This is a genomic window from Parafrankia discariae, assembly GCF_000373365.1.
Classification (GTDB): domain Bacteria; phylum Actinomycetota; class Actinomycetes; order Frankiales; family Frankiaceae; genus Parafrankia; species Parafrankia discariae.
In genome coordinates, this window is sequence record NZ_KB891229.1 from 26,872 (window position 1) to 49,467 (window position 22,596).

General features: G+C 70.7%; 21 protein-coding genes. 10 read left to right on the forward strand and 11 right to left on the reverse strand.

Features of this window, described 5'->3' with window-relative positions:
- Nucleotides 1–200: 200 nt before the first annotated feature.
- Together B056_RS37420 and B056_RS0121005 are read right to left on the reverse strand one after the other, a co-directional pair.
- The gene (locus B056_RS37420) at nucleotides 201–992 is read right to left on the reverse strand and encodes an endonuclease/exonuclease/phosphatase family protein (RefSeq protein WP_018503831.1); all 792 of its coding nucleotides are present in this window, start codon (nucleotides 990–992) and stop codon (nucleotides 201–203) included.
- Between the two features lie 74 nt (nucleotides 993–1,066).
- Nucleotides 1,067–2,065, reverse strand: a complete 999-nt coding sequence (locus B056_RS0121005; RefSeq protein ID WP_020572621.1) for an aldo/keto reductase — start codon at nucleotides 2,063–2,065, stop codon at nucleotides 1,067–1,069.
- 806 nt (nucleotides 2,066–2,871) lie between these two features.
- On the opposite strand from B056_RS0121005, the gene B056_RS0121010 reads away from it, so the two are divergent.
- The 5 genes from B056_RS0121010 to B056_RS0121030 all read left to right on the forward strand — a co-directional run bounded on the left by B056_RS0121010 (nucleotide 2,872) and on the right by B056_RS0121030 (nucleotide 7,013).
- Nucleotides 2,872–4,263 carry an XRE family transcriptional regulator gene (locus B056_RS0121010; protein WP_154677155.1) on the forward strand — a complete coding sequence of 464 codons (1,392 nt, stop codon included), beginning with the start codon at nucleotides 2,872–2,874 and terminating at the stop codon, nucleotides 4,261–4,263.
- A gap of 227 nt (nucleotides 4,264–4,490) precedes the next feature.
- Nucleotides 4,491–4,721, forward strand: a complete 231-nt coding sequence (locus B056_RS0121015; RefSeq protein WP_018503834.1) for a hypothetical protein — start codon at nucleotides 4,491–4,493, stop codon at nucleotides 4,719–4,721.
- Nucleotides 4,722–5,337: 616 nt separating this feature from the next.
- On the forward strand, nucleotides 5,338–5,784 hold the full coding sequence (locus B056_RS0121020) for a hypothetical protein (RefSeq protein ID WP_018503835.1): 447 nt from the start codon (nucleotides 5,338–5,340) through the stop codon (nucleotides 5,782–5,784).
- A gap of 207 nt (nucleotides 5,785–5,991) precedes the next feature.
- The gene (locus B056_RS39600; RefSeq protein WP_018503836.1) at nucleotides 5,992–6,681 is read left to right on the forward strand and encodes a hypothetical protein; all 690 of its coding nucleotides are present in this window, start codon (nucleotides 5,992–5,994) and stop codon (nucleotides 6,679–6,681) included.
- The gene (locus tag B056_RS0121030; protein WP_018503837.1) at nucleotides 6,663–7,013 is read left to right on the forward strand and encodes a bifunctional DNA primase/polymerase; all 351 of its coding nucleotides are present in this window, start codon (nucleotides 6,663–6,665) and stop codon (nucleotides 7,011–7,013) included. Before B056_RS39600 ends, B056_RS0121030 begins: the two co-directional genes overlap by 19 nt.
- A gap of 156 nt (nucleotides 7,014–7,169) precedes the next feature.
- Here B056_RS0121030 and B056_RS0121035 read toward each other — a convergent pair whose 3' ends face one another.
- A complete protein-coding gene (locus B056_RS0121035) occupies nucleotides 7,170–7,481 on the reverse strand; it encodes a hypothetical protein (RefSeq protein WP_051105697.1) in 312 nt (103 codons plus the stop codon).
- Nucleotides 7,482–7,649: 168 nt separating this feature from the next.
- Nucleotides 7,650–7,973, reverse strand: coding sequence for a hypothetical protein (locus B056_RS44575; protein WP_018503839.1), 324 nt, complete (start codon nucleotides 7,971–7,973; stop codon nucleotides 7,650–7,652).
- A gap of 227 nt (nucleotides 7,974–8,200) precedes the next feature.
- Between B056_RS44575 and B056_RS0121045 the strand changes: the two genes are divergently transcribed.
- Nucleotides 8,201–8,548, forward strand: a complete 348-nt coding sequence (locus B056_RS0121045; protein WP_026239951.1) for a hypothetical protein — start codon at nucleotides 8,201–8,203, stop codon at nucleotides 8,546–8,548.
- Between the two features lie 59 nt (nucleotides 8,549–8,607).
- Here B056_RS0121045 and B056_RS0121050 read toward each other — a convergent pair whose 3' ends face one another.
- The 6 genes from B056_RS0121050 to B056_RS42950 form a co-directional block, all read right to left on the reverse strand.
- Nucleotides 8,608–9,387: a thiopeptide-type bacteriocin biosynthesis protein gene (locus tag B056_RS0121050; RefSeq protein WP_018503841.1), complete on the reverse strand. Its 780-nt coding sequence runs from the start codon at nucleotides 9,385–9,387 to the stop codon at nucleotides 8,608–8,610.
- A 16-nt stretch (nucleotides 9,388–9,403) separates the two neighbouring features.
- Complete coding sequence (locus B056_RS0121055) at nucleotides 9,404–10,474, reverse strand: lanthionine synthetase C family protein (protein ID WP_018503842.1); 1,071 nt, start codon at nucleotides 10,472–10,474, stop codon at nucleotides 9,404–9,406.
- Nucleotides 10,471–13,212, reverse strand: a complete 2,742-nt coding sequence (locus tag B056_RS0121060; RefSeq protein ID WP_018503843.1) for a lantibiotic dehydratase — start codon at nucleotides 13,210–13,212, stop codon at nucleotides 10,471–10,473. The genes B056_RS0121055 and B056_RS0121060 overlap by 4 nt, the downstream gene beginning before the upstream one ends.
- A gap of 78 nt (nucleotides 13,213–13,290) precedes the next feature.
- Nucleotides 13,291–13,425, reverse strand: a complete 135-nt coding sequence (gene fxlA / locus B056_RS40870) for an FxLD family lanthipeptide (protein WP_018503844.1) — start codon at nucleotides 13,423–13,425, stop codon at nucleotides 13,291–13,293.
- Entirely contained in the window at nucleotides 13,425–14,681 is a 1,257-nt protein-coding gene (gene fxlM / locus B056_RS0121070) for a methyltransferase, FxLD system (protein WP_026239952.1), read from the reverse strand. Before fxlM ends, fxlA begins: the two co-directional genes overlap by 1 nt.
- Nucleotides 14,682–15,140: 459 nt before the next feature.
- A complete protein-coding gene (locus B056_RS42950) occupies nucleotides 15,141–15,293 on the reverse strand; it encodes a hypothetical protein (protein ID WP_018503846.1) in 153 nt (50 codons plus the stop codon).
- A 460-nt stretch (nucleotides 15,294–15,753) separates the two neighbouring features.
- Here B056_RS42950 and B056_RS0121080 point away from each other — a divergent pair, with 460 nt between their 5' ends.
- The 3 genes from B056_RS0121080 (at nucleotide 15,754) to B056_RS0121090 (ending at nucleotide 19,773) form a co-directional block, all read left to right on the forward strand.
- Nucleotides 15,754–17,103, forward strand: coding sequence for a hypothetical protein (locus B056_RS0121080; RefSeq protein WP_063826646.1), 1,350 nt, complete (start codon nucleotides 15,754–15,756; stop codon nucleotides 17,101–17,103).
- Between the two features lie 51 nt (nucleotides 17,104–17,154).
- Nucleotides 17,155–18,324: a DNA polymerase III subunit beta gene (gene dnaN, locus B056_RS0121085; protein WP_018503848.1), complete on the forward strand. Its 1,170-nt coding sequence runs from the start codon at nucleotides 17,155–17,157 to the stop codon at nucleotides 18,322–18,324.
- 726 nt (nucleotides 18,325–19,050) lie between these two features.
- On the forward strand, nucleotides 19,051–19,773 hold the full coding sequence (locus tag B056_RS0121090) for a hypothetical protein (protein WP_018503849.1): 723 nt from the start codon (nucleotides 19,051–19,053) through the stop codon (nucleotides 19,771–19,773).
- Nucleotides 19,774–19,956: 183 nt separating this feature from the next.
- Here B056_RS0121090 and B056_RS0121095 read toward each other — a convergent pair whose 3' ends face one another.
- Nucleotides 19,957–21,333: a hypothetical protein gene (locus B056_RS0121095; RefSeq protein WP_018503850.1), complete on the reverse strand. Its 1,377-nt coding sequence runs from the start codon at nucleotides 21,331–21,333 to the stop codon at nucleotides 19,957–19,959.
- Nucleotides 21,334–21,537: 204 nt separating this feature from the next.
- Between B056_RS0121095 and B056_RS37430 the strand changes: the two genes are divergently transcribed.
- Nucleotides 21,538–22,506, forward strand: coding sequence for a hypothetical protein (locus tag B056_RS37430; protein WP_018503851.1), 969 nt, complete (start codon nucleotides 21,538–21,540; stop codon nucleotides 22,504–22,506).
- The last annotated feature ends 90 nt before the right edge of the window (nucleotides 22,507–22,596 follow it).

Here is a 22,596-nt window from a genome sequence, read left to right on the forward strand (position 1 = left end):
GGTCGCCGAGAACGTGGGACATCGCGTCGAGCAGCCTGCTGTGCGTGGTTAACGGGGCGAGAGTCGGCATGGACGTTGACACCTCCCAGGGCGCCAAAAGGCGCAATGCAACGCAAGGTGATCAAAATGCGTCGGAGGGTATTCGTGGGTGGGCGTGCGGGAATGCGCGTGCGACGCGGGCGGAACGGCCTGGCTGCGGCTTAGCGCAGAGGCTGAGGCGTCATGGAAGCCGGCGGCATCGGCGGCGGGGTGAGGCGGACCACGAGCGCGGCGTGATCGGAAAGGCGGGACACGCGGGGCTGGTGCAGGTAGTAGCAGTCGCCGAGCGTGTCGCGGTGCGGGCTGGTGCAGAAGATGTGGTCGAAGCGGTAGCCAGCTCCCGAGCGCCCGAACCACGAGTGGTCGACCGCCTGGGGGCGGCGGTGGCGGAAAGCGTCGGTGAAACCGCTGGCGGCGAAGGCCCGGTAGAAGTCGTACTCCCAGCGGCCGAACACGCCGTGATGGGGAACATGGCCTGGTTCGACCACGTTGAGGTCGCCGGCTACGACCACCGGCACGTGGGGGCCGAACGTGGACGGGAGGATCGGGAGGAGGTCGGCGACGGCGGCCTGGAAGGCGCGTTTGGCGACGTTGCGCCGCTCTCGGGGGCCGCGCGAGGGCACGTAGAGTCCGACGACTGCCAGGCACCGCGGGCCGGGCAGCGTGACGGTGGCGACCGCGAGCCGGTGGGGCAGATGGTCGGTACGGAGCTCGAGGGCAGGCGCGAGGTCGCCGACGCGGGCGGCGATCAGGACGCGGTAGTCGCTGCCCGCGGCGTCGGTGAGGTGCGTGGCATAGCCGTACCCAGCGAGGGCCTTGGCCAGTTCGTCGCCAGCGGGCCCGCTGGCGACCTCGGTCACGGTGACGACGTCGGCGTCCGGACAGCTGGCCAGCCATGCGGCCTGCCGTGCGCCTCTGACCCGGCTGGCGCGCTGGACGTTCCAGGTCAGCACGCCGATGGAGCTCCCCCGCCCGTCAGGGGGCTGTCCGTCCGGGACCTGCCCGCTTCGCGTCGGGTGCGTCGCCGTCACCGGGGTGTCCCCGGGCCGGCGGCGAGTTCGTCGAGGAAGACCTGTCCGCCAGCGTCCAAGCGGGCCTGCACCTGCGCCATGATCGAGCGGGCCGCGTCGAGCGTCGATGGTTCGGGTCGGTCACCGAGGCAGGTGAGGTTCATGCCGACCTGCTCCGGGCGGGTGAAGCCGGCCAGGACAGCAGCATGTGGGGAACGCGAAAGGCAGGCCCACAGGGCGATGCGGATCAGGTCCGCAGGCTCGGGTCCGACGAGGTCCCGCACGCCGGCGAGGCCCTCGGCGATCACTGCAGTTGCCTCAGGGGCGAACCATCGTTTGCGTCCGCGGTGATCTCCGGGTCCGAACGTCCGTGGACGGTCAGGCGTGTAGCTGCCGGTCAGCAGGCCCTGGGCAAGCGGCTTGTTGACCAGAACCCCGCAGTCGTGGGCGTCAGCCAACGCAAAGATGCCCGCGGACCGGTGACCGGGGGTCAGCAGGTTGTCCCGCACGGCGAGTACCTCGGGCTGGACCACCTCGAACAGGGCACGGAACCGTGCGATCTTGTCGCCGCGCAGTTCCGATGGGGTCTGCAGCCGATCGAGGGCGAAACGGTGCGGCCCCCGCATTCCCACGGCACGGATCAGGCCTTCGGTTTGGAAGCCGCGGATCGCCTCGACCGCGCCGTGCAGGTAGCAGTCTTCGGGGCCGAAGTCGGCGTGGTGCAGGAAGTAAATGTCCAGGTGATCGGTGCTGAGGTTGTCCAGGCTCTGCTCCAGCTGGCGGCGCATGTGCCGGGGCTCGTACCCATGCCGTGCGGTACCGGCGAAGTAGCCGACCTTCGACGTGAGTACCAGTGTGTCCCGGTGGACCTGGCCCACCACCCGACCCAGAAGCCGTTCCGACCGCCCGTGGCCATACACATCCGCCGTGTCGAACAGATCGGCGCCGAGCTCGACGGCACGCTCCAGACCCGCCACGGCCGTTGTCTCGTCCACCTCCGACCAGCCCATCGGCATGCCGAGATTGTGATCCGGCCCGCCGATCGGCCAGCACCCCACACCCACCGCGGACACCTCGATGCCACACCGGCCCAGCCGACGCCGAGGAACTCTTCCACTCACTGTTGATGGATTTTGGTTCACCAGCCGACTGCCTCGGGTGCTCATCGGATCGTTGACAGTCATGAAGGTCATCTCCCCGTCAGCGTTCTCGAACTTATCGGGTGGAGGGATGGGCCCACAGTCTCGGGACCTCGCAGGGCTGTTCCCAGGGACGCCCCGAGGGCCAGCTCCAGGGCCTGCATGAACACGGAGGCTCCCGACCGAAACCCCCAGCGCCGCTCCGAGGGCCGCAGAGCGTGCTGCGTACCTACGGGAAAAGCTCTCGGCGGGCGGCGGTCAGGTGCACCACCGGCACGGTGATACACACGCCGCTGCCCACCTCGGCCTCGAGAACAGCGCACGTTCGTACCTGCTGATCGGACCCCACGCTGCGGGCCGCGTACCGCCCGGTGGCTTCCCTGCGCCTGTTGCGTCGATCGGCTCCCCGCGCCGCTGAGGGGAGACCGACCAGTTAGCACACGTGATCACGCGGTTAGCGCAGTGTGAGAACGGGAGGGTGCGGCCCCGCAAATCGATGTTCTGAACCGACATGTCACTGCATGCACCAGTCATGACACACTTCGCAGCGACTCGTCGCCAGGGTGGGAATGATCCCCACCCTGGTGAGTGCGGACTGTCCCCGCCCACCCTGTGCTGGGGGCAGAGACCTGGGTGGGGTTCCGTCCCACCCAGGTGCATGGGGCAGGACGGAGGAGGATTTCGTGCAGACCGACGACCGGCAGCCCGCGCGAAGTCGCTACCTGAGGCGAGTGCAGGAGCTCTACGACGAGCGTCAGGCCACCATCGCGGGCCTGGCCAGCGCGATGGGAACGCCATGGCGGAACGTTGACCGGTCGACGGTTCGTGCCGCGGTGCGGGGGGAAAGGGCGGGGCAGCCCGTTCCCCTACCCACACAAGAAACCGTCGAGGGCCTAGACAAGGAGCTCGACGCCCACGGTGAGTTGATCGATCTCTGGCGGCTCGCGTCGGTGGAACAGCACGCCCTCGAGATCGGTCTGCGCGTTCCCGTCATATCCGAGGCTCCGACTGGACCTACGGCCGATCGTGGGGCGACAGTGGTTGCTAGCAGCGGGGAGGTGATGGACACGAACCGGCGCAGTGCACTCCGCGGCGGCGTGATGCTCGGTTCAGCCGCGGCAGCCGCCTCCGTGTACGAGCGCATCGCCGGCGCCGACCCACGACCCGCCGCACTGGAAAAGTTCGAGGCAGAGATCCACGAGGTTGCGCAGATCTACCGCACCACCCCCCACCACGTTCTGATTGCCCGGCTCGAGCCCAAGTGGAGACAGATCGAGGCCCTCCTTGACACGAGGGTGACCTTGGCGGTCCGCGCTCGACTCACCAACCTCGCTGGATGGGCGGCGTTCTACCTGGGCACGCTCGGCTTCGACATCGGCGCGGACGACGCGGCCCGCGAGTTTCTTGCCTTGGCCAGCAGACACGCCACCGAGAGCGGCGATGCGCTGCTCTCCGGGTCTGCGGCTGCGATACGCAGCAGCGTCGCCTACTTCACCGGTGCCTACACTGCTGCCGCTGACATCGCCCACCGGGCGCAGGACGGCGCACACCCGTTTGCTCTGCCCATCCTCGCCGGCTGTGAGGCCCGCGCCGCCGCGCTCGCCGGCCGACCCCACGACGCACGCCGCGCCCTCCATGTCATGCAGGACAACGTGTGGTCCGGCGGCCTGATGCCCGGCCCGAACCCCGGAGACGAGGCGTTCGCCTGCGGCTTCGCCGCCGTGACCCTCGCCAACCTCGGAGACGGCGAAGCCGCCGAGCGGCATGCCCGCCAAGGCCTGGAGCTGGAGCTCGCCAACGGACCTGACCATGTCGTTCAGGTCAGCGGCAAGTACAACTCCCTCGCCCGCGCCTACCTGCGCAGACAGAGCCCTGATCCGGAGCAGGCAGCGGAAGCGGTACGGACGGCACTGCTCACCCTGCAGGGGCGCCCCAACCGGACCGTGATCCAACAGGCCGGGACGATGTGGAAGGAGATGGACAGCCGGTGGTCCGAGCTCTCCGACGTCCGCGATCTCGGAGAGCTCGTGACGACATCCCGCCGTGCGCTCCCACAGGCATCGCCCACCACCTGAATACGTACGAACATACGTTTAATCCGGAGCGCTGTTCCGTTCCGCGGGTCTGCCCGCTTCCTGCATATCCGTGAGCCGGCAGTGCTTTCGGCCGCCCGCCGCGTGCGTACCCCAGGTTTCCTGCGAGACCGTCAGGCGACAACCGAGAGTGTGCCCGGCACTCGTCTCTGCATTTTACCGACCGGCGCTGTGTCCCAGGCGGGTCGGGTTCGTCGACAAGGAGCAGCGTGAGTTACCTGTGGGTCGACCTCAACGACATCACACTCGACGAGGATGGTGCCCCCACGACCACGACCATCGCCAGGGCGGACTTCGGGTGGACCGGGCCGCCGCCGTCCGTCGGAACACGTCTCACCACCGGCGATGATGAGGGCACCTGCTGGCCGGGTGAGGTTGTCGGCGTTGACGGGGACCTGGTGACGGTACGCCTCACCCTCGAAGGAACTCCTCGGCGGTAAGCCCAGCGGAACCGACCTTCATCGGCTTCGAGCCCGACGCCCGCTGGTCCGTCCGTTTAAAGATAGTCAACGTTGTTTACATACGCGGACTGTCGGTGACGATCTTGACTGTGTCCACTTCGAACACCGGCCGCATGGCGGCTGCCTTGCGCTGCGGTCGGCATGCGCGGAGTCCTGCATGGCGCGGCGACGCCGCGCTCGCTCGTCACCGCCGTCACTACGTCCGTTCGCTTCTCGCCCATTGGCCGTTCCCCGAAACCGGCACCCTGAACCAGGGAGCTGCTCACAGGTCGACCGGGAGCCTTCGATCTCCGTCGCACGAGCGGGACAGCCGGCCTGGGCGTAGGGCGGCATGCGATCGAGGGCACGGCGCCGGTCGTGTATCTGTCTGATCGGTGTTCTTCGCGTACATGGGTGACGTGGATGCTGCCCCTGCCGGGCGGGTGACGAGGAAAGTGCCACGGCAGCCGACCCCAAGGGGCTGAAGGGCTGGCCGGCCCGCGGCCCCCGCGGCGTCTGACCGTCGCCCGCTCGGCAGGGATCAGCAGATTCCACGGCCATCTGCGCTGCCGCGGCGGGCGTCTTCATCCGCCACGACTTAAGCAGGTGATCGGTCATGCGTCGCAAGTTCTGCCTTGTCTGTTCCCGGCCGCTGGTTCTGTTCCAACTACTGAGTGCGGAGATCTGGATACACGCGCCCGGCCAGGTCGAGGACGGTGACCACATGCCCGTGCCCGTCGACAACATCGACGTGTCGGCGCGGCAACGATGCGACTTCTGCAACGCCGATCCCGCGGTGGGGCTGCTGCCGGTCGCCGGGGAGATCCGGATACCCCCGTTCCTGGTCTCCGCGAACCAACCGTGGGCGGTGTGCGCGACCTGCCGGGATCTGATCTCCGCCGACCGGTGGGACGACCTCATCCATCACGCGGCGGAGACGGTCGCCGCCGGGATCGCATCCGGGGCGACGAAACGAAGTCTGCTCGACGAGCTCGGTCGGATGATCCGCCAGGTCCGCGCCCAGGTCACTGGCCCGGTCCGACCCCTCGACGAACTCACCTAAATCACCTACCGGCGGGAAGGAGGCGGAAGCGTCGTAGGTGTTGCCTACAATAGAGCTGGCCGTCACGCCGGCCTGCTCCGAGTCTCGCAGCCTCGCGCCCACGCCGCGCCGTGCGAGGCGACGAGGACAAGGGTCCGCGACTCGCGTGCTCCACCGCTCGTCATCGACCCCGAGCGGGATGAGCGTGGGACGTCCCGCCGCGGAGACATGATGACCAGCGACAAGGCCCGCAAAGCCGCGATCCGCGCCCGCGCGGCCGTCACCGGGGAGCCGTACTCGGTCGCTGCCCGGGCACTGGCTGACCAGCGCGCCACCGCGGGCGTGTCCGCTCCCGACCCGCGTCTGCTGGCCCCGTACCCCGACGAGTCCGACGTGACGGTCGACGAGTTGGGCTGTCGGGTACTGCCTGGCGACGCGGCGCCGGAGCTTCGTGCCCGTGCGGAGGCGGCGTGGCGGCCGGTCACCGCGGCGCGGCCGTGCCGCTGCTCGGGTCCGTGCCAGCACGGCGCGGCCTGTGCCCCGCGGGCAGAGGCGGCCGGTGGCTGCCCTGGCCTGTTGATCCACGTCGACCGGTACCCGGGCTCGCTGTTCTGCGAGACCATCTGGGAGGACACCTACCAGTGCGACACCTGCGGCGAGCAGTTCGACAGCACGGTGGAGCTGCCTGGTCTGCCATGGGGCGAACGCCCTGAGGACGGCGGCGCCCTGCGGATCTACGAGGGAACCCGACACCCCACCATGACCGCGTTTGCGTTCGTGGACGCCGGTGGCTGCCTGGGATGCGGTGCCGGACCCGACGAGTCCTGCTTTTGCAGCACTGACGACGGCTGCCCGGAGTGCGGCGCCGGCGGCTCCGACGACCCGTACGGGGAGTGCGTGTGCGAACCAGCGGCGTAGACGCGGCCCTGACTGCGGCCGCCCGGGGCCTGGCTCTCTTCCCGCTGCCGCCGGGCGGCCGCCGGCCAGCTCCCGGGTGGCAGCGTCACTGCACCAAAGACCCGGGCCGCGTCGCCCAGCTCGCGGCGGCCGGCACCCTGGGGGTCGGATGCCGCGCCTCCGACATCGTCGTTCTCGACCTCGACCGCCACCCCGGCGAGGCCGACGGGATCGCCGGATTCGCCGCGACCTGCGCGGCATACGGTGCCCCCTGGCCGAACACATTCACCGTCCGCACCCCCCGCGGCGGGCTGCACCTGTACTTCGCCGCCGGCACGCCGGCCAGCGGGTAGCAACCCGGGCAGGACGGGACATGCGCGGCGACAGAACGCAACATCCTGACAACTCCGCTACTGGCTCCTCGACAAAAAGGTCACCAAGCTGCATCGTTCCCGTTACGCAACACAGGGGCTCGGCGCCGAATCCCCCGATCGGCGCCGGGCCCCTTTCTATGCCGCCCGTAGCTGCGCCCGCGTTGTTGGCGCATCCTCCAGTACCGGAGGCTCCACCACCGGCCGGCGGGTGCGCCATCCCGGCCGGTTGACGTCCATCCACCGCTCAACATCTGCGAGCCGCCAGAGGCGTAGCCGCGGGCGGTCGGGCTCGTCCGGCGGGTGGGAGATCGCAGCTCTCGGGAACCGGTAGTCGTTGATGACCTTCGCGGCGCTGGAGCGGTTGACGGGTTCGCCTCCGCGCCCCCACCCGAGCATGATCCGGATGTCCACAGAGTCGACGAGCTCACCCCACCCCGTGGCATCCATTTCGGCGACGTTAGGGGCGTACGCCGTATGCCTCACTTGGAGTATTCCATGTACGCCCTGCCGGCTAGGGTGATCAGGCTGCCGCCTGCACCTTTCGCGCCGATTCGGTGCAGGCGGCAGCCCCGCACCCACCCACGAGGGTGATACGGGGCCACTGGTCGGCTGACGTCAGTCCACGACCGCTGCGCGGATGTGCGCTCGCGTCGTCGGGGCGTCTTCTGGCACCGCCGGGTCGACGGCCGGACGGCGCGCCCGCCAGCCCGGCCGGTTTCGGTCCATCCAACGGTCGACGTCCAAGAGGAGCCACAGCCGCTCCCGCGGCCGGTCCGGCTCCTCCGGCGGATGAGAGATCACCGGTGCCGGGAAGCGGCGATCATTGACCACCTGGGCCGCAGCGGACCGGCCAACCGGCTCCCCGCCTCGCCCCCAGCCCAGCATCACCCGGACCTCCGCCGTGTCAACGAGCGGAGGCAGCTCGGGGAACGTGGGCATGCAGCGGACGCTAGGGCCGTACGGCGTATGCCGCAGACGCGCTGTACGACGTACGGCAGATCGGTTAGCGTGAGTGGTCTGTCACCGGGCCGCAAATGGTGCGGCCCCGCGACGGTGTTCGCGCACCGTGCGGGGCCGACTGTCGCCCGGACACCTCGCCTACGGGAGGACTCCGCGCTATGTCTCAAGTATCACCTGAAATCGCTGAAGCAACGTCGCCAACCATCTTGATCGGCGACGAGGGCGTGGAGGTCCAGTGCGACCGCGGCACACTGCCCGCCGAGCTCGCCGACGCCCTCGACCGCTGCGGCGCCGGAACCACCCTCGTCGGCATTGCCCGCGGCGGGAACGCCATCTCGGTTTCGATCACCGTGGCCCCTGAAAACGCGGCGGCCGACGGTGGTTTCTGCACCAGGGGCCTCAGCGACGTGATCCGGGTACGGGCCGGCACCCCGACCGCACTCCTCACGGCGGCACTGCGCCGGGTACCGGCGGGCAGGGTGATCTCCGACGTGACGCCGGGGCCGGGCCTGCTCGGGATCTGCGTCGCCTTGGAGCACACCCTCCGCGCATGACCACAGCGGCCCCGCGCCGGGCCGCCGCGCGCGGTACGGGGCCGCTGTCGGATGCTCCGTCAAAAAGCAGCGCGAGTCGGCCAATCATCGAAAACGGCTTGCTGCGCTGCCTGCGCGAGGGTGGCCTGCGTGGTCGCGGGGAGCCCGAGCCTGTTCCAGTGAAAGATCACGTGCAGCGCGATGATCGTGCGTATCCCGCGGGCGAGGTCGCCGCGTTCCCGCAGGGTTCGCAGCGCTCTGCCCGCGTCCTCGAACGCACTCAGCCACTCGCGGCCGAGGAGGTCCGCACGGGCGTTCCCGAGGAGAAGGCGACGGACGCCGCTGGTGAACGAGGCCCACACCTCGGGGTCGGCCGGCGTCTCGGTCAGGCCGGAGCGATGCGCTGCGACCCGTGCCCACACATCGCCTTGCTCGTTGATGTCCAGTCCCGCAGCGCGCATGAGGGCGGTGCACAGCACGAGGGAGTGTTCCCGCCGGTCGACGGGGTCGCCGTGGAGGTAGGCGAGCAGGTGGCGGCTGTCGTGGTGGAACAGCGCATGCGCGGTGTCCATGCTGCTGGGACCGCCGAAGGCATGCACCTCGGGTTCGTAGATGTCAGCTGTCCAGCCGACCCCGTCGGTGAGCATGGGGTGCAAAGGGTCACGGCCGGTCGAATCCTGCGCGAGCAGGTAGCGAACGCGCCAGGAGCCTTTACGGATGAAGAACCAGCCCGTGATGAGGCCGTCGGCTTCGGCGGCGGGCAGGACGCGGGCGAGGTGGTCGACGGCCTGGCGTTCACGCTGATGACGGTCGGGGCCGGGCCAGGCGATGTTCACCTGCGTCCAGGGGGTCTCGTCCATCGGTTGGGCCTTTCGGTCAGCAGAGTAGGAGGCAGGCGTCCCACGAGGTCGTGGTCCCGGCGGCGGCCAGCTCGGCGCCGGCCGCGCCGGTGAGGAAGCCGGAGGGTTCGTTGGCTGCGGCGGTGGTCTGCTGGTGCAGGCGGGCCAGTGGTCCGAGCGGGATCGGGGTGAGTGCGTCGGCGGTGATCCGGCGTGCGGCGGTGAGGAGTCCGGCGGTTCCGTGGCACAGGCCGCGGTCGAGGAGACGGCCGACCTGCGCGGGGTCGCTGACGCATCCGGTGAACGCGGCTTCGGCGTTGCGCTGGCGGGCGGCGTCGTCGAGGGCGTGGGCGGCGAGTTGCTGGGCGCGGGCGATGCCAGGGGTGCCGTAGCACCACGACGGCCGGAGTGGGCCGGGTTGGCGCGGTTCGCCCTGGTCCACGTCGTCGAGCGTGACGAACTCCGGCCACCACGAACCTGCGCTGGTCTGCCGCTCCCAGGTGTCCAGCCACCGGCAGATCCGGCTGATCGCCCCCGCGTGTCCGTCGACCGTGACCCCGTCGATCAGTGTGAGGGCCAGGAGAGCGAGTGGTCCGGTGATGCCGTGGGCGACCCCGTGGTTTCCGTGCCCGCCCGGGACGGGCTGGTCGCGGTGCGGGCCGTGTGAGCACCACCAGCCGGGGAGGCCGTCGATCGGGTTGGTGAGACGCACCAGGTAGGTCAGCACATCGCGGAGCAGGTCGAGGTCGCCGGTGCGGCGCAGCGCGACACCGAGTCCGGTCAGGCCGCGGATCAGGTCGTACTCGGCGTACGGCGGGCGCTGGTGCTGGTCGATGCGCCGGTGGGCCGCCTCGAGACGGCGGCGGGTCAGCGTGGCGGTCCCTGCTGCGGCGGTCGCGGTCGCTCGCGCGAGGCCGGGCCGGTCGGTGCCGGCGAGAACGAAGGCGAGGGCGGGAGCGCCGTAGTAGAGGCTGGCCGGCTCGGCGACGCTGACTCCGCCGGCGACGGCCTGTTCCAGCGCCGCGTACGCTGCCGGCCAGTCACCGGTCTCCAGATGGAGGAGAGCGATCCCGGCCGCTCCGTCGCCGAGGGACTGGCCTGCCGTCACGGCTGTCTCCCGACGAGGGTGGTCTGGGCGAGGGCGCGGGCTAGGCGCAGGCAGTGCCGCTCGGAGGCGAGATCGGGACCGATCATGCGGGCGTGGTGCAGGTGCAGCAGGTCGGCCAGCACCTGGTCGAGGTCGAGACCGTCTCGGGCGGCGAGAGCCCGGTAGGCGGCCAGCGCCGCGGCCAGAACCTCGTCTCCGTAGGGCAGGCGGGCCCCGGCGAGCTGGGCGGGTTCCAGCCGGGGCCCGCCGCCGTGGGGTGCGTGCTCGACGAGCCAACGCGCCCCGTCGCCGGTGAACCCCTGGGCGATGGCGCGCATCCCTGCTGCGGTGCCAGCCTGGCGGTCGCCGGACGTCCAGGCGAGGGCGGCGCGGGAGTCGGCGGCGAACACCGCCTCGGCCGCGGCGAGGGTCGGTCCATGGCCGTAGCGGGTCTCCGGCCGGTAGGTGGCCAGGGTGTAATCGGCCAGCAGTCTGTCATCGTGCAGTTGCTCCGCCCACCGGGCGAGATCGTGGGCGACGTCGGCGAACTGGGCGGTGCGCAGCGGGATACGCAGCCGCAGGTGGGGTTCGGGGTGCGGGTAGCGCAGGAACCACCAACCTGCGGGGAGTCCGGGGAGTAGGGGCAGGCGGGCGAGGATGTGATCGGCGTGTCCGTAGAGGCGGGCGTCTAACCAGCGTGACCTGCCGGGCCGGTGCTGGAGGGTGCTGGCGGGACGGACCGGCCGGGTGGTCGGGTGGTGGCCCAGTGACCTGCGGGTCAGGGTGAGCAGGAGTTCGGCGGGCCTGCCATCGATCCACCCTGAGGGCCCGCCGGCCTCGGTGAGGACAGCGCGCCCGTGCCGGTCGAGATCACTGCGCAGGACCACGAGGTGGGCGTTCTCGTCCAGGTCGAGGCGCAGCCGCACATCATCGTCGCCGATCAACACCTGCCGTGGCAGCCCGTGGCGTTCGCGGTGCTGGTACCAGGCCGCCCGCCACTGCCGCCACGTCGCGGTGCGGGCCGGTAACGCCTCGGCGGGGACGGTCCAGCGGGCCGGGTGCAGAATCGATCGGCCCCGGCGGACCCGTGGCAGGAACGGCAACGTGCGGGCGTGCCCCCAGTCGAACCGGGCGCACATTGCCGTCCAGGCCGTCCAGATCTCCGTGAGGAACCGGACGAGTGGCTGCTGGGCGGTCGGGAGGCGCACGCAGTTGACCAGTAGCGGCTCGACCGGCCGCCCGGTGGTGCGCGAGACCAGCCACAGCCGCTGGCCGTCGCCGGCCACTGCCAGATCGTCTAGCGTCCACGGCGGGTCGGGGTGGAAGTCCCCGACGGGCAGCACGGGCAGGAGCTCGGGTGCGCGGGCGACGGTGGCAAGTCGGGCGTCCAGCGGAGGCCCGGACACCTGCACGGTGGCCGCGCCAGGTAAGGCGGTCGGCAGGTCGGCGTAGGCGCCGCGGAACCGGTCCAGCTCGGCGGGGGTGAGCAGGTGCAGGAACCGGGCAGCCGCGACTCCGGCATGGCGGGCCCCACTCACCACCGTCAACGTGAACGCACCGCGGTCGAGGTGCTGTGGTGTCTCGGCGGCGAGGGTGAACCGCAGCTCGGTGTGCGGGATCGGCGGCCGGTCATCGCCGCCGCGCAGCGATCCGATCAGATCGTCATCGAGCACCACCTCGGCGCAGCCGTCCATGGCGGACTGCTGGGCGAGCGACGTCAGGATCTTGTCTCGGGGGGTGAACACGGCCGGGTCACGGCGCGGTGAGCCCCGGTAGCCGGCGGGGAACCCGAGAACATCCAGGACGTCGCGCAGAGGCACGGCGGCGCCCGGCCCCCACCGTTCGAGAAATGCCCGGTGGTAGGCGGCCCATCCCGGTAGGTGTGACGCGACGGAGACGAGCGCGGCGGCGGCTTCCTGCGCTTCACGGACGACGGCGGGAGGCAATGTCACCGAGCAGTCGACCCGCAGATCGACCGCGATCCGATCGTCCGGGTCGGGCAGGGCGATGTGGCGGGCCAGGTGCGCGGCCGGGTCAGTCACGGTCATCGCCGGGCGGATCGCCGACACCAGCACCCCCGCGTCCACCAGCGCTGCCAGCAGCCTCTCGGCCGCCTTCCCGTTGGCCGGGTCGCCGGCCACCTTCGCGGCCAGCTCCGGGAACGGGATCGGGACGCCGGCCGCCTCGACCGCCATCCGCACCGGCCCGGTCAGGGCGACCTCGACATCCCAGACCCGCTCCCCCTCGACCCGGCCGCAGGGCAGCACCCAGACCTTGCCCCGGCGGTATCCCAGGGAGTTCGTCATCACCGTGACCGTGCGCAGCGTCGCCAGGTCCTGCTCGGCCATGCCCGTGTACTCGGCGATGTAGCGGTCATCCGGGCGAGCGACCGTGTGGTGCCGCTCCCCCCATCGGACCGTCGCGCGGGGGCCCATCGCGACTGGTGCCACTCCGGCGAACCTGCCGAACGGGGTCGCCCGAGTCGTCCACCGCAGCAGATACCGAACCGTGGTCTCCACCAGGCGTCGGAGCCTGCGTGTGTGAGGCGGCCCCTCGGCCAGGGCGCGGGTGATCTGGGCGGCCAGGTCCGGCGCGGCCGACCCGACGGCAGCAGCGAAGTCGGGCAGCGCCCACACCTCCCGCAGCCACTCCAGCCAGTGGTCGGGCTTCTCCGTGGACAGGTCGGGCCACGCAGGCAGCCGCAGGTCTCGAGGGTAGGAGGCAGCCCTGATCAGCGCCGCGTCTGCCGTTTGGAACATCTCTCGCTCCGCGTTCCGGGATGGGCGAAGGAGGGCGGGTCCGGCCCCATGGGGCCGGACCCGACGAGTGCGTGGGGTTTAGTTGCCGCTGCCCCCCGAGCAGGCGTCCGAGTCCGTGTTGCCGGAGCCGCACTCGTCGCTGGTGGTGGTGGCGTGGCCGCTCGCCGCGGGCCCGGCGTCGACCAGGTTCAGGTTCAGGTCGAACTCGTCCATCAGGGAGTTCCTTTCTCGGTGGAGGTGAAGGTCAGGACGAGGCGGCTGTGCCGCTTGTCCAGAACCGCCCCGTCCGGCAGGTCGCCGTCCGGGGTGTGCGCGGGAAGGACGTGCAGCACCGGAGCCGGGCTGCCCGCATCCACCCACGCACGCATGTGCTCGACCATCCGCCCGGCCGCCACCGCGGCCTCGGTTCCGTGAGCGCATGCGCCGAGATCGAATCGCCGATCGGTCCAGTGCAGGTCCGAGCGGTAGACAAATGCGCCGTCGCGGAGGACGGCTGGGGTACCGAAACGCCAGGAGGGCACGACTGTGCCGGCCTTGATGGCCGCCTCCTGCGCTGTCAGCACCACAAACTCGCCTGCCTCGCGGCGCAGACGGGTCGCCAGCCACAGGTCCAGGTTGATCAGAGTGGTACGGGGCGGCAGACTTACCCCGGCCCAGGCCTGTTCCCGGGGTGTTTCGAGGAGACGAGCGACCCTGGCGGGGTCGACCTGCTGGCCTTCGTCCAGCCGCAGATGGACACCCTCGGCGATGTCGATGTACCGCACCTCGTGGGCCCCATCGCCCTGCATGAAAACGAATCCGCACTGGCGGTGGCTCTCACTGACCAGGCGGTCCCCGCGGCGCCGCAGGGCATAGGACTTAGTGATCCCGAACGTGCGTAGCGGCACCACCAACACACCACCGTCGACGAGTTGATCACGCCACGCGGGCGGGATGTCCCACGCTCCGACCGTGACGATGATCAAATCGTAGGTACGGGCCGGCATGATCGGATGCTCAGCGTCCGCGCACACCACCGTGATGTCGGTGTAGCCCGCCGTCGCCAGGCAGGCGACCGCCCGCTCGGTGACCTCGGGATCGATGTCGACGGTCGTGACCGACCCCGTCGGGCCGACGAGTTCCCGCACCAGTGAGGCGTTGTAGCCGCCGCTGCCGATCTCCAGCACGTGCCGGCCCTCCAGAGAGCCGAGCGCATCTGTGGCCTGGCCGATCATCTCCGCGATCAGGTACGGCGCCGACACCGAGCTGATGGCCTCGTCGCCGCGCATCTTCTTCAAGACCGCCGTGTTCGCGTCGTACGCCCTCTCCAGTGGAAGGCCCGGCGTGAACAGCTCGCGCGGGACGGTCCGCAGCGCCGCCTCCACCTCGGGCCGCAGAGTGAGACCCTTCCCCGCATGATCGGCGGCTATCAGGTCGACCATCGTGTTACGGAGGCGCTCGTTCTCACTACTCATGGTGCCGAGGCTCATCCTTGAGGTTCCTCTCCCGATGCGTGCGAGCCGCCGCGGTCCGGGCGACTCCTGGCATTCCAGCAGGCCGGTAATCAGCTACCGGTTCTGCCTCGTACTCGCCGGCCCTCACCGCGGCCACGAAGCTCGCCCACGCCCCCGGGGTCACCCCGACTGGCACCCGGCCGAGCGACGACCGGATGAGGACCAGGGCCGGGCCTCGGGCGACTTCGACCGCGTCCACCGCCGTGGGATGGGGGTTGGAGGGCTGCTGCCACAACGGGTCGGCGTCCGGAGCAGAGCACGGGACATCCACGGCGATCCTTCCTGGTAGGGCCGCCTGCCCCGACGGATCGGGTCAGCACCGGAGCAGGCGACGAGCGGGGCCACCCCGCCCGCGGCACGGTCGCGCGGGCGGCACGGTCGCGCGGGCGCGGGCGGGGTGGTGGACGGGCCGCGTGGGGAAGAGCGCCCCCCGTTTCAGGTCCCGGGCGGGCGATCTGGGATCGCGGGCCGGGACGGCACCGACGTCCAGCGGAGGATGTCCGGGTCGAACTGGGCGTAGGCGTCGGCGGCATCCAGCGAGGAGAACCCGGTGACGGTTTCCCGCGGGTCGCCGTCCGTGTCGAGCACAACCACAGTCCACGTCTGCTCGGCCGCACCTGCCCGGCTGCTGACCGGACGGACAACATGCCCGCGGCCTTTGCTGGACAGCCGGCGGATTCCCGCCGGCCACGTTGTGTGTGGGATGCGGATCGGGAGGGGTGGGGAGGGAGCGCCGTCAACGGCCGAAATGACCGGCTCCCTCCCCGCCCTGGCCACCTCGTCCAGCCCGACACCGGACCGTCGCTGTGCGCGTGGCGACGGGTCGCGGTGGGACGGGTGGCCCTCGGCGGGCATCCGGCCGGCGGACCCGGGGGCGTCCGGTGGTGTCACGTTCCGCTCCTCTTCGGGTCCGGGAGGTGGCCGGCGTGTGTCCCGCCGCGCATGACCTATGACACACTGCGCAACAGGCAGCAGACAGCCTGCAATGCAGGCACTCACATGCAATGCAGATACACACAGCCAGACGGCCGGTTGGAGGGGAGCCACCGTGCACACTGGATCCGGATCGGAACCGCGCCCCGCCCTCGACCAACTCATCGCCGTCATCGACGATCTACGGAAGCGCCGGAAGGCGACCTTCACAGGGCTGGAGCACCAGACAGGCATCCCCCGCCAAGCGTTCTCGGCCGCCGCGAAAGGGCACCAACCCGGCGGGCGGATGTGGGCTATCCCATCCGAAGCGACGATCGTCGCGCTTGACCGGGGACTCCGGGCAGGTGGTGTCGTGTTCGCAGCATGGGTCCAGGCGCGCCGTGAGGACGAAGAGATCCGCCTCACCCGGATGGCAGCAAGGGAGTTTCCCGGCTTGGGTGGACTGCCCCCGCTGCTGGGGCAGACAGTGGAACGAACAGGGGAGGTGAGTCCAACGGACAGGCGTCTGTTCAACGCAGGGGGGCTGAGCGCCGCAGCCGTTCTCGCGTTTGCCGGCAAGGTGGACGAGCAGCTCCAGACCTACCGCCCCAAGATCACGGATGTTGCGGACGCCGAGGCCGCGCTTCTCGCGCTCGAACGCGGCCGGACAACCGCGAACCCGGCAGACCTGTTCCCTCCCGCCTTTGACGCATGGACGGCAGTCGAGTCCATTCTCGAACGCCGCGTGCACCCGTCGTACGTCCCCAAGCTGACCTTGCTCGCTGGAACGTTGGCCGCAGGGCTATCCACCCTTGCTTCGTTCGCGGGCGACGAAAAGTTCGCCCGGGTCTTCGCAGGTATCGCGGAGGTCCACGCAACCGCCGCCGGAGAACCAGTGCTGCGAGCCCGGGTGGCCGGGATCCGGTCCTGGCAGGCCCTAGACGCCGGATTGGCCCTGACCGCCGCCGATATTGCCGCGGACGGCCGGCGCCACGCCGACCCGGCAGACCAAGCGCGCCTCGCCGGCTACGAGGCGGAGGCCGCCGCCGCCGCCGGGCAGTATGCGCGAGCAGACACGGCGCTCGCCGCGATGCTGGACGGCATGCGCGCGGCCACCGTCGGCCACCCGGCGATCGAGTGGGGAGAGGCCAACGAGCACCTGTTCACCGCACTGGCCGCGGCCAGCACTCCGGGGCGAGCCGCCATCGCGATCGAGGCCGGCAGACGGTCTGTCGCCGCGTTTGAAGGGCCGTGCCAAGGGGCGGCGCTCGCTCATCTGGCAGTCGCGTCCGGCAGCCTGAAGCAGGACCGAGCCGATCCGGCCGCCGCTGCCGCTTCGACCCTCGCCGCGCTGGACGTCGTAGCGGCAGCTCCGAACGCCGAGGTTCACGATCGTGCGCGCCGCCTGGCTGCCGAACTGGCGCCCTGGACGCGGGAGGGGCTTGTGGTGGAACTGGGCCACCGGGTCGCTGCCATCGCCATCTGAGGTACTGGGTCGCACCCGAACATCAGTTCGCACGAGGCGCACAATAGAAGGGTGCGTCTCACCGTCGACCGTGACTCTCTCGCTGATCTCGTCCCGTGGGCCGCCAGGACCCTCCCTGGCCGGGCAACCACCCAGCTCCAGGTCCTCGCGGGCCTGCTCCTCGAAGCCGGCGACAGCGCGCTGAGGGTCTCCGCCTACGACTACGAGGTGGCCGCCCACGCCGCGGCCGACGCCCGCGTCGTCGAGCCTGGCCGGGCGCTGGTCAACGGCAAGATGCTCGCCGAGGTCGTCAAGGCCCTGCCGAAGGCCCGCGTGGAGCTGGCCGTGGATGGCACCCGCCTGGCCATCACCAGCGGATCCGCCGCGTTCCGGCTGCCGATGCTGCCGGCCGAGGACTACCCGGCGCTCCCCGCGATGCCGCCCACGCTCGGCACGGTCGACGCCGGCCTGTTCGCCGCCGCGGTAGGTCAGGTCGCCATCGCCGCGGGCCGGGATGACACCCTGCCGGTGCTCACCGGCATCCGCCTGGAGCTCGGCCCCGAGACGCTGACCCTCGCGGCCACGGACCGGTACCGGCTCGCCGTGCGCACCATTCCCTGGGAGCCCGTCCCCGGCGCGGACCTGGCGCAGACCCTGCTGATCCCCGCCCGCACCCTCTCGGACATCGCCCGCGCGGCCGGCAACGGTCGGATCACCATCGCCGCAGTCGGCGCCATCAAGGCGGAGGGGCGGGCCAGCGGCGAGCCGGCGCTGGCCGGCTTCGACGTCGCCGGCCGGATCACCACCACCCGGCTACTGGAAGGCACCTTCCCGCCGTACCGCAAGCTGCTGCCCGACAGCACCCCCCTGACCGCCGAGGTCGATATCCGACCTCTGGCCGACGCCGTTAAGCGTGTCTCCCTGGTCGCCTCCCGCACCGCCCCGGTCGGGCTCACCTTCACCCCTGGCCACCTCGTTCTCGATGCTGGCACCGGTGGGGAGGCGCAGGCGTCCGAAACGCTGGCCGTCGCCTACGACGGCCCCGAGCTCACCGTGCAGTTCAACCCGGCGTACCTGACCGACGCCTTGGGCGCGATCGACGGTGACCTTGCACGGTTCGGATTCGCCACGGTCGAGCCCGAGATCGCCGCCCAGAAACCAGCCATCCTCACGGGCAAGACCGGCGACGGGGAGATCCCCGACTACCGGTACCTGCTGATGCCGATCCGCCTCAACAGCTGAGCCGAGCACCGCATCCCGGTTGGGGGCGTGCCCGTCCAACCCGGCCGGCGCTACTTCACCAGGGATGCCGGCTCCGTGTCGCAGACCGTTGGACACGACGAAGCCCCGCTCACCACTCGTCATGGATGAGCGGGGCTTGCGCCGCCCGGGCCGCCGCAGGCTACCCAGCCCGACGCCGCCAGCACCGACACCACGGCCCGTGTCGCCTGCCATGACGAAGCCCCGCCCGCGTTCCCCTTGCAGGCAGGGCCCCGCCGTGTGCGCCCGGGAGGGCGCCAGCAGGCTACCGGGCCGAACCCCACGCCGGACACCACCAGCTGGCCAGCCACCGCACGTGTCGCGACCAGCCCAGACGCGACGAAACCCCACCCGCCGGGGGGACCCACAGGTGGGGCATCGCCGTATCTGCCGTGGCAACGGCGGACTACCGGGCGCGCCCGGACGGCCCCAGCAGCCGCCACGGCGCGCCGCCAGGCCCCGGACCCGGCGAAAGCCCGCCCCTCTCGCACGAGGGAGAGAAGCGGGGCACGCGAAAAGCGGCCCGCCTCCCCCGGCAGGTTGGGGGAGGCGGGCCGTCTGTGTGTGGTTGCCCGAGGAGGGCGACCGGGACGCTACCGCGCTGGCGTGAGTGCCGCGCGTGGGCTGGCCTCGTTGCGTGTCGCCAAACCGAGGTCCGCATGTGGATACCGGCGCCGCGTCACCACGTCGCGTCGTACGGTGCCGAATATGACGGTTGAGGCGGGTAACGTCCGTAGTTGTGATGAAACGGCCCTGTGGGGGCTGGGGCTCGGCATTCTCCCGAAACTGCGGAACACACCGGCTCGGCGGGAACCGGTCACCCGTTCCTACACCGAGATCCTGCTGCGCCACCTCGGCGCCGACATCGGCCGGCTTAGCGCGGCGGCTGATGTCTGCCGGAGGCGGCACCGGACCCGGCTCGCCGAGGGAGCCACCGGCGACCAGGTGGACGCCTACGCCGCCGGCGCCGCACTCGCCGACCGCGCGATCCGTCTCCTGCGGGCCGCAGGCGCCGACCAGGACCAGGCCCGCGCCGTCTGGCTCCTCGACGCCCTGACCGCGGCGAAGTCCCACGGCTACCTGTCTCGTTGGACCTGGCCACCGCGCCGCTGGGACGCAGCCCTCGCTCACCAGTGGGTGACCCTGCTGTGGACGCAGGTCGAGAGAGACCTTCCCCCGATCCCCGTCACCCCCACCTCCAGCAACCCCGCGCCCGACGAGCGGGAAACACGGCTGCGCATCGTCCCCGCTCCCGCCAGCCCTCACCGGTGGCAGGCACAGCTCGATCTGATCCACGACAGCGGCGCTGCCTACGACGAGAGCGACCGGTGCTGGTACCTGACCCTCACCGAGGACCGCATCGCGCCCGGCCTACTCGACACTCTGTTCCGCGCCGCTGCGGATTTCCGCACCCACATCACGACGGAATGATCGCGTACACGGCCTTCCCCGAACCCGGGACACATCCTCCTTCCCGTCGATTTCGGACGGTCGCATCCACTACAGCCCGGTCGCTTCCTCACACCGGGCCGTCCTCCTCGAAGGCTGGGGCCTGCTGGTCGCGGGTGACGACCGGCACCGGGCCGGCGGCCGAGGCCAGCAGGCCGCGCTCCCTCAGCTGTGCGCGGGCGTCAGGGCCCGGCTGAAGAACTCGGTGTAGTCGTCGTCATCGAGTTTTCCGTCCAGCGCGAGGGCCGTGCGCAGGGAATCCTCGCTGACGTCGCGGGGCACCTGCAGGCGTCGTTCGGCCTCGCCGACGATGTCGGCGATGGCGGAGGCGGCCAGGACGGGATGATGGCGGATGAGCCAGTCCAGTATCCGGGCGATCGCCGGGGCGATCCCGTAGAAGATCGCCTCACGGGCTGGGTCCATCTGCCGGTCGAGTTCCTGCCCGGTGGCGAACTCGTCGAGCACCGCGTGCCGGATGGTGATCGCGAGATCGGCCAGGGGGATGAGCTGGCTGCTGCTCAGCCCGGCCGCGACAGTCCAGCTCAGGTTCTCTGCGAGGTCCTGGACCGCGGCCTGGTTACGCCAGCGCAGGGCCCATCGTCGGCGCCGGTCGGGGTTGTCCCACAGCAGGGACATGAAGGTCTGCGCGTACCGTTTCCACACGTCGATCACCCCCGGGGGGTGCTGCTCCCCGTAGTGGGTCGAGCTCATCGCCTCCGTCAGGCCTTCGGAGGAACGGCGGCGGCGTTCGGCCCAGCCCTCGGCGACGGGGCGGGCCCACACGTGGCGCCCGCCGACCGTGGCCTGGGGCAGGGGAACCTCTCCTTCGCCGCGGGCGACGTAGGCGCGCACCGTGGACGCCGCCACTCCGGCGGCCAGGGCGAGTTCGCGTTGGCTGAGGAGCTGGTCACCGGCGAGTTCCGGGGCGGACAGGCGCACCACGCAGCGATCGAGCGGACGGTCATCCGCGCTGCGGCGGGCCGCCCAGACGGCGAGGTCGTCGAGCCATCCCTTGGCCGGGCCGGCGTCGAGCGTGACCTCGTCCACCGACAGCACCCGGCCCCGGGCGGCGTTCCCGCCGCCGGCGAGCAGATCCGCCGCGCTGATCGCCGTCGCGCCCGGCACCGGTCGGCGTAGGTAGGTTTCCGCGGCCGGGTCCCACACCTGCAAGGGCCGGTACCAGGTCTCACCGTCCCACCAGTAACCCCCGGCCCGGAACAGCAACGACGGTCCCAGCAGCGCGCTGTGCACCGACGGCATTTCCTCGTTGTGGTACAGCACCACCGACCTGCCGTGATCGGGATGCCAGCGCACACCCCATGCCAGGTCGTGGCGCGTCGGGTCGGTCGTGAACGCCACCCACCCGCCCTCCGGTACCTGGTCTTGTCGGCCCCACATCTCGCTGCCTCGACGCCGGCCGACCGCCTCCACCCTCTGTGGGTCGTCTACGGGGATGTGCGCGTCGTCGACGAACGGCAGGTCCGGGATCGGATGATCGGTCCGCAGGCCGTTCCCCAGCGCGCGAGCACGGTACATCTCCATCGCTACCACCTCCGAATCAACTGTGCTGTGAGTTGCTACAGCATAGACGATGGAGATCGGGAAACAGTTCCGTGGGATGGTGCAGGACCCGAACTTTGCGCTGCCGGCATCGCGGGGGCGGAGACAGCGCGGATGCCGGCGGCCCCGCTGAGATCCGCGGACGCCACGTGGAACGGAAACGACGCCGAGCGTCGTGAGGTAGGCATGACCGACACCACCGACCAGGACTTGGGGCCGATGACCCGCGACCGCCAGCCCACCGCCGCGGAGATCGAGGCGTTCCACCGCGAGGAGTTCTTCGCGGATCCCGAGGAGATCACCGCCGAGCTGTACCCGCGGGCGATAAACCTGCCTGCGGCTCCCTTCTACCGGCGGGTGATCCGTCCGCGTGTGCCTGCTCCCCCGGAGTACGTCACGCTGCCCCTGACCGCGGTAGGGGCCGAGGAGCGGGCTCACTGGGTGGTGGCGGTCTCCCGGTGGAACGTGCTGTGGGAAGCAGCCCAGTTCCGGCGCCGGTTCTTCGCCGAGGAGGATCTCCCGCCTGCCATGTGGGAGATCGCCGACCGCGGCGATGTGAACATCGTGTTCGTGCCGAGAACCGCCAGCCGCTACTACGAGTACGCGCCGCTGTTTCACCTGCTGCCGTACCAGGCCGTCCAGCGCCACGGGCTGCCGGCGCTGCGCTGCGGGCAGTGGCCGTACTTCACGGAACTCGTCTCACCTGACCGGTTCCTCCCCGTGAACTTCGAAGAGCGGGTTTCCCGGGCCTGGGCGTCGACGGTGTGGCGACACCTCAACTCCGGCTCCGCCCTGCGGGCCTTCTCGGGGTCCGACCCGATCCGGCTGTTGGCCCACAACCTGGACTTCTGGCTGCCGGGGGTAACCGCCGCCATCCAGGAGATCCTCGGCAGCCAGCCGCTCGTGGATCCCACCCTCGCCGAGATGTCGCTGGTCCCCTTGGAGGATGGGAGCGTCCTGGAGGACATGGTGGCGGGCAGTCCCCGCAGGGGCTGCGAGCTGTGGTGTGGGGAAGCTGACGCTGCCGAGGTTGTTGAGATGACCGTCGAGTACGCCGACGCCGAGGGCCGGCTACGCGGGATCCTCGACGCGGTGCGCTCCCACCGTGTCGAGGACGACTTCTCCGACCACTGGTCGTATGCGCGGGAAGACTGAGCCTTTTCAGAGTTGCTTTGCCTGAATCGTGGGAACGTTCCATCTCGCGCGCATGAAGGAGCCGCCGACGGGCGACCCGGAGGCCGGAAG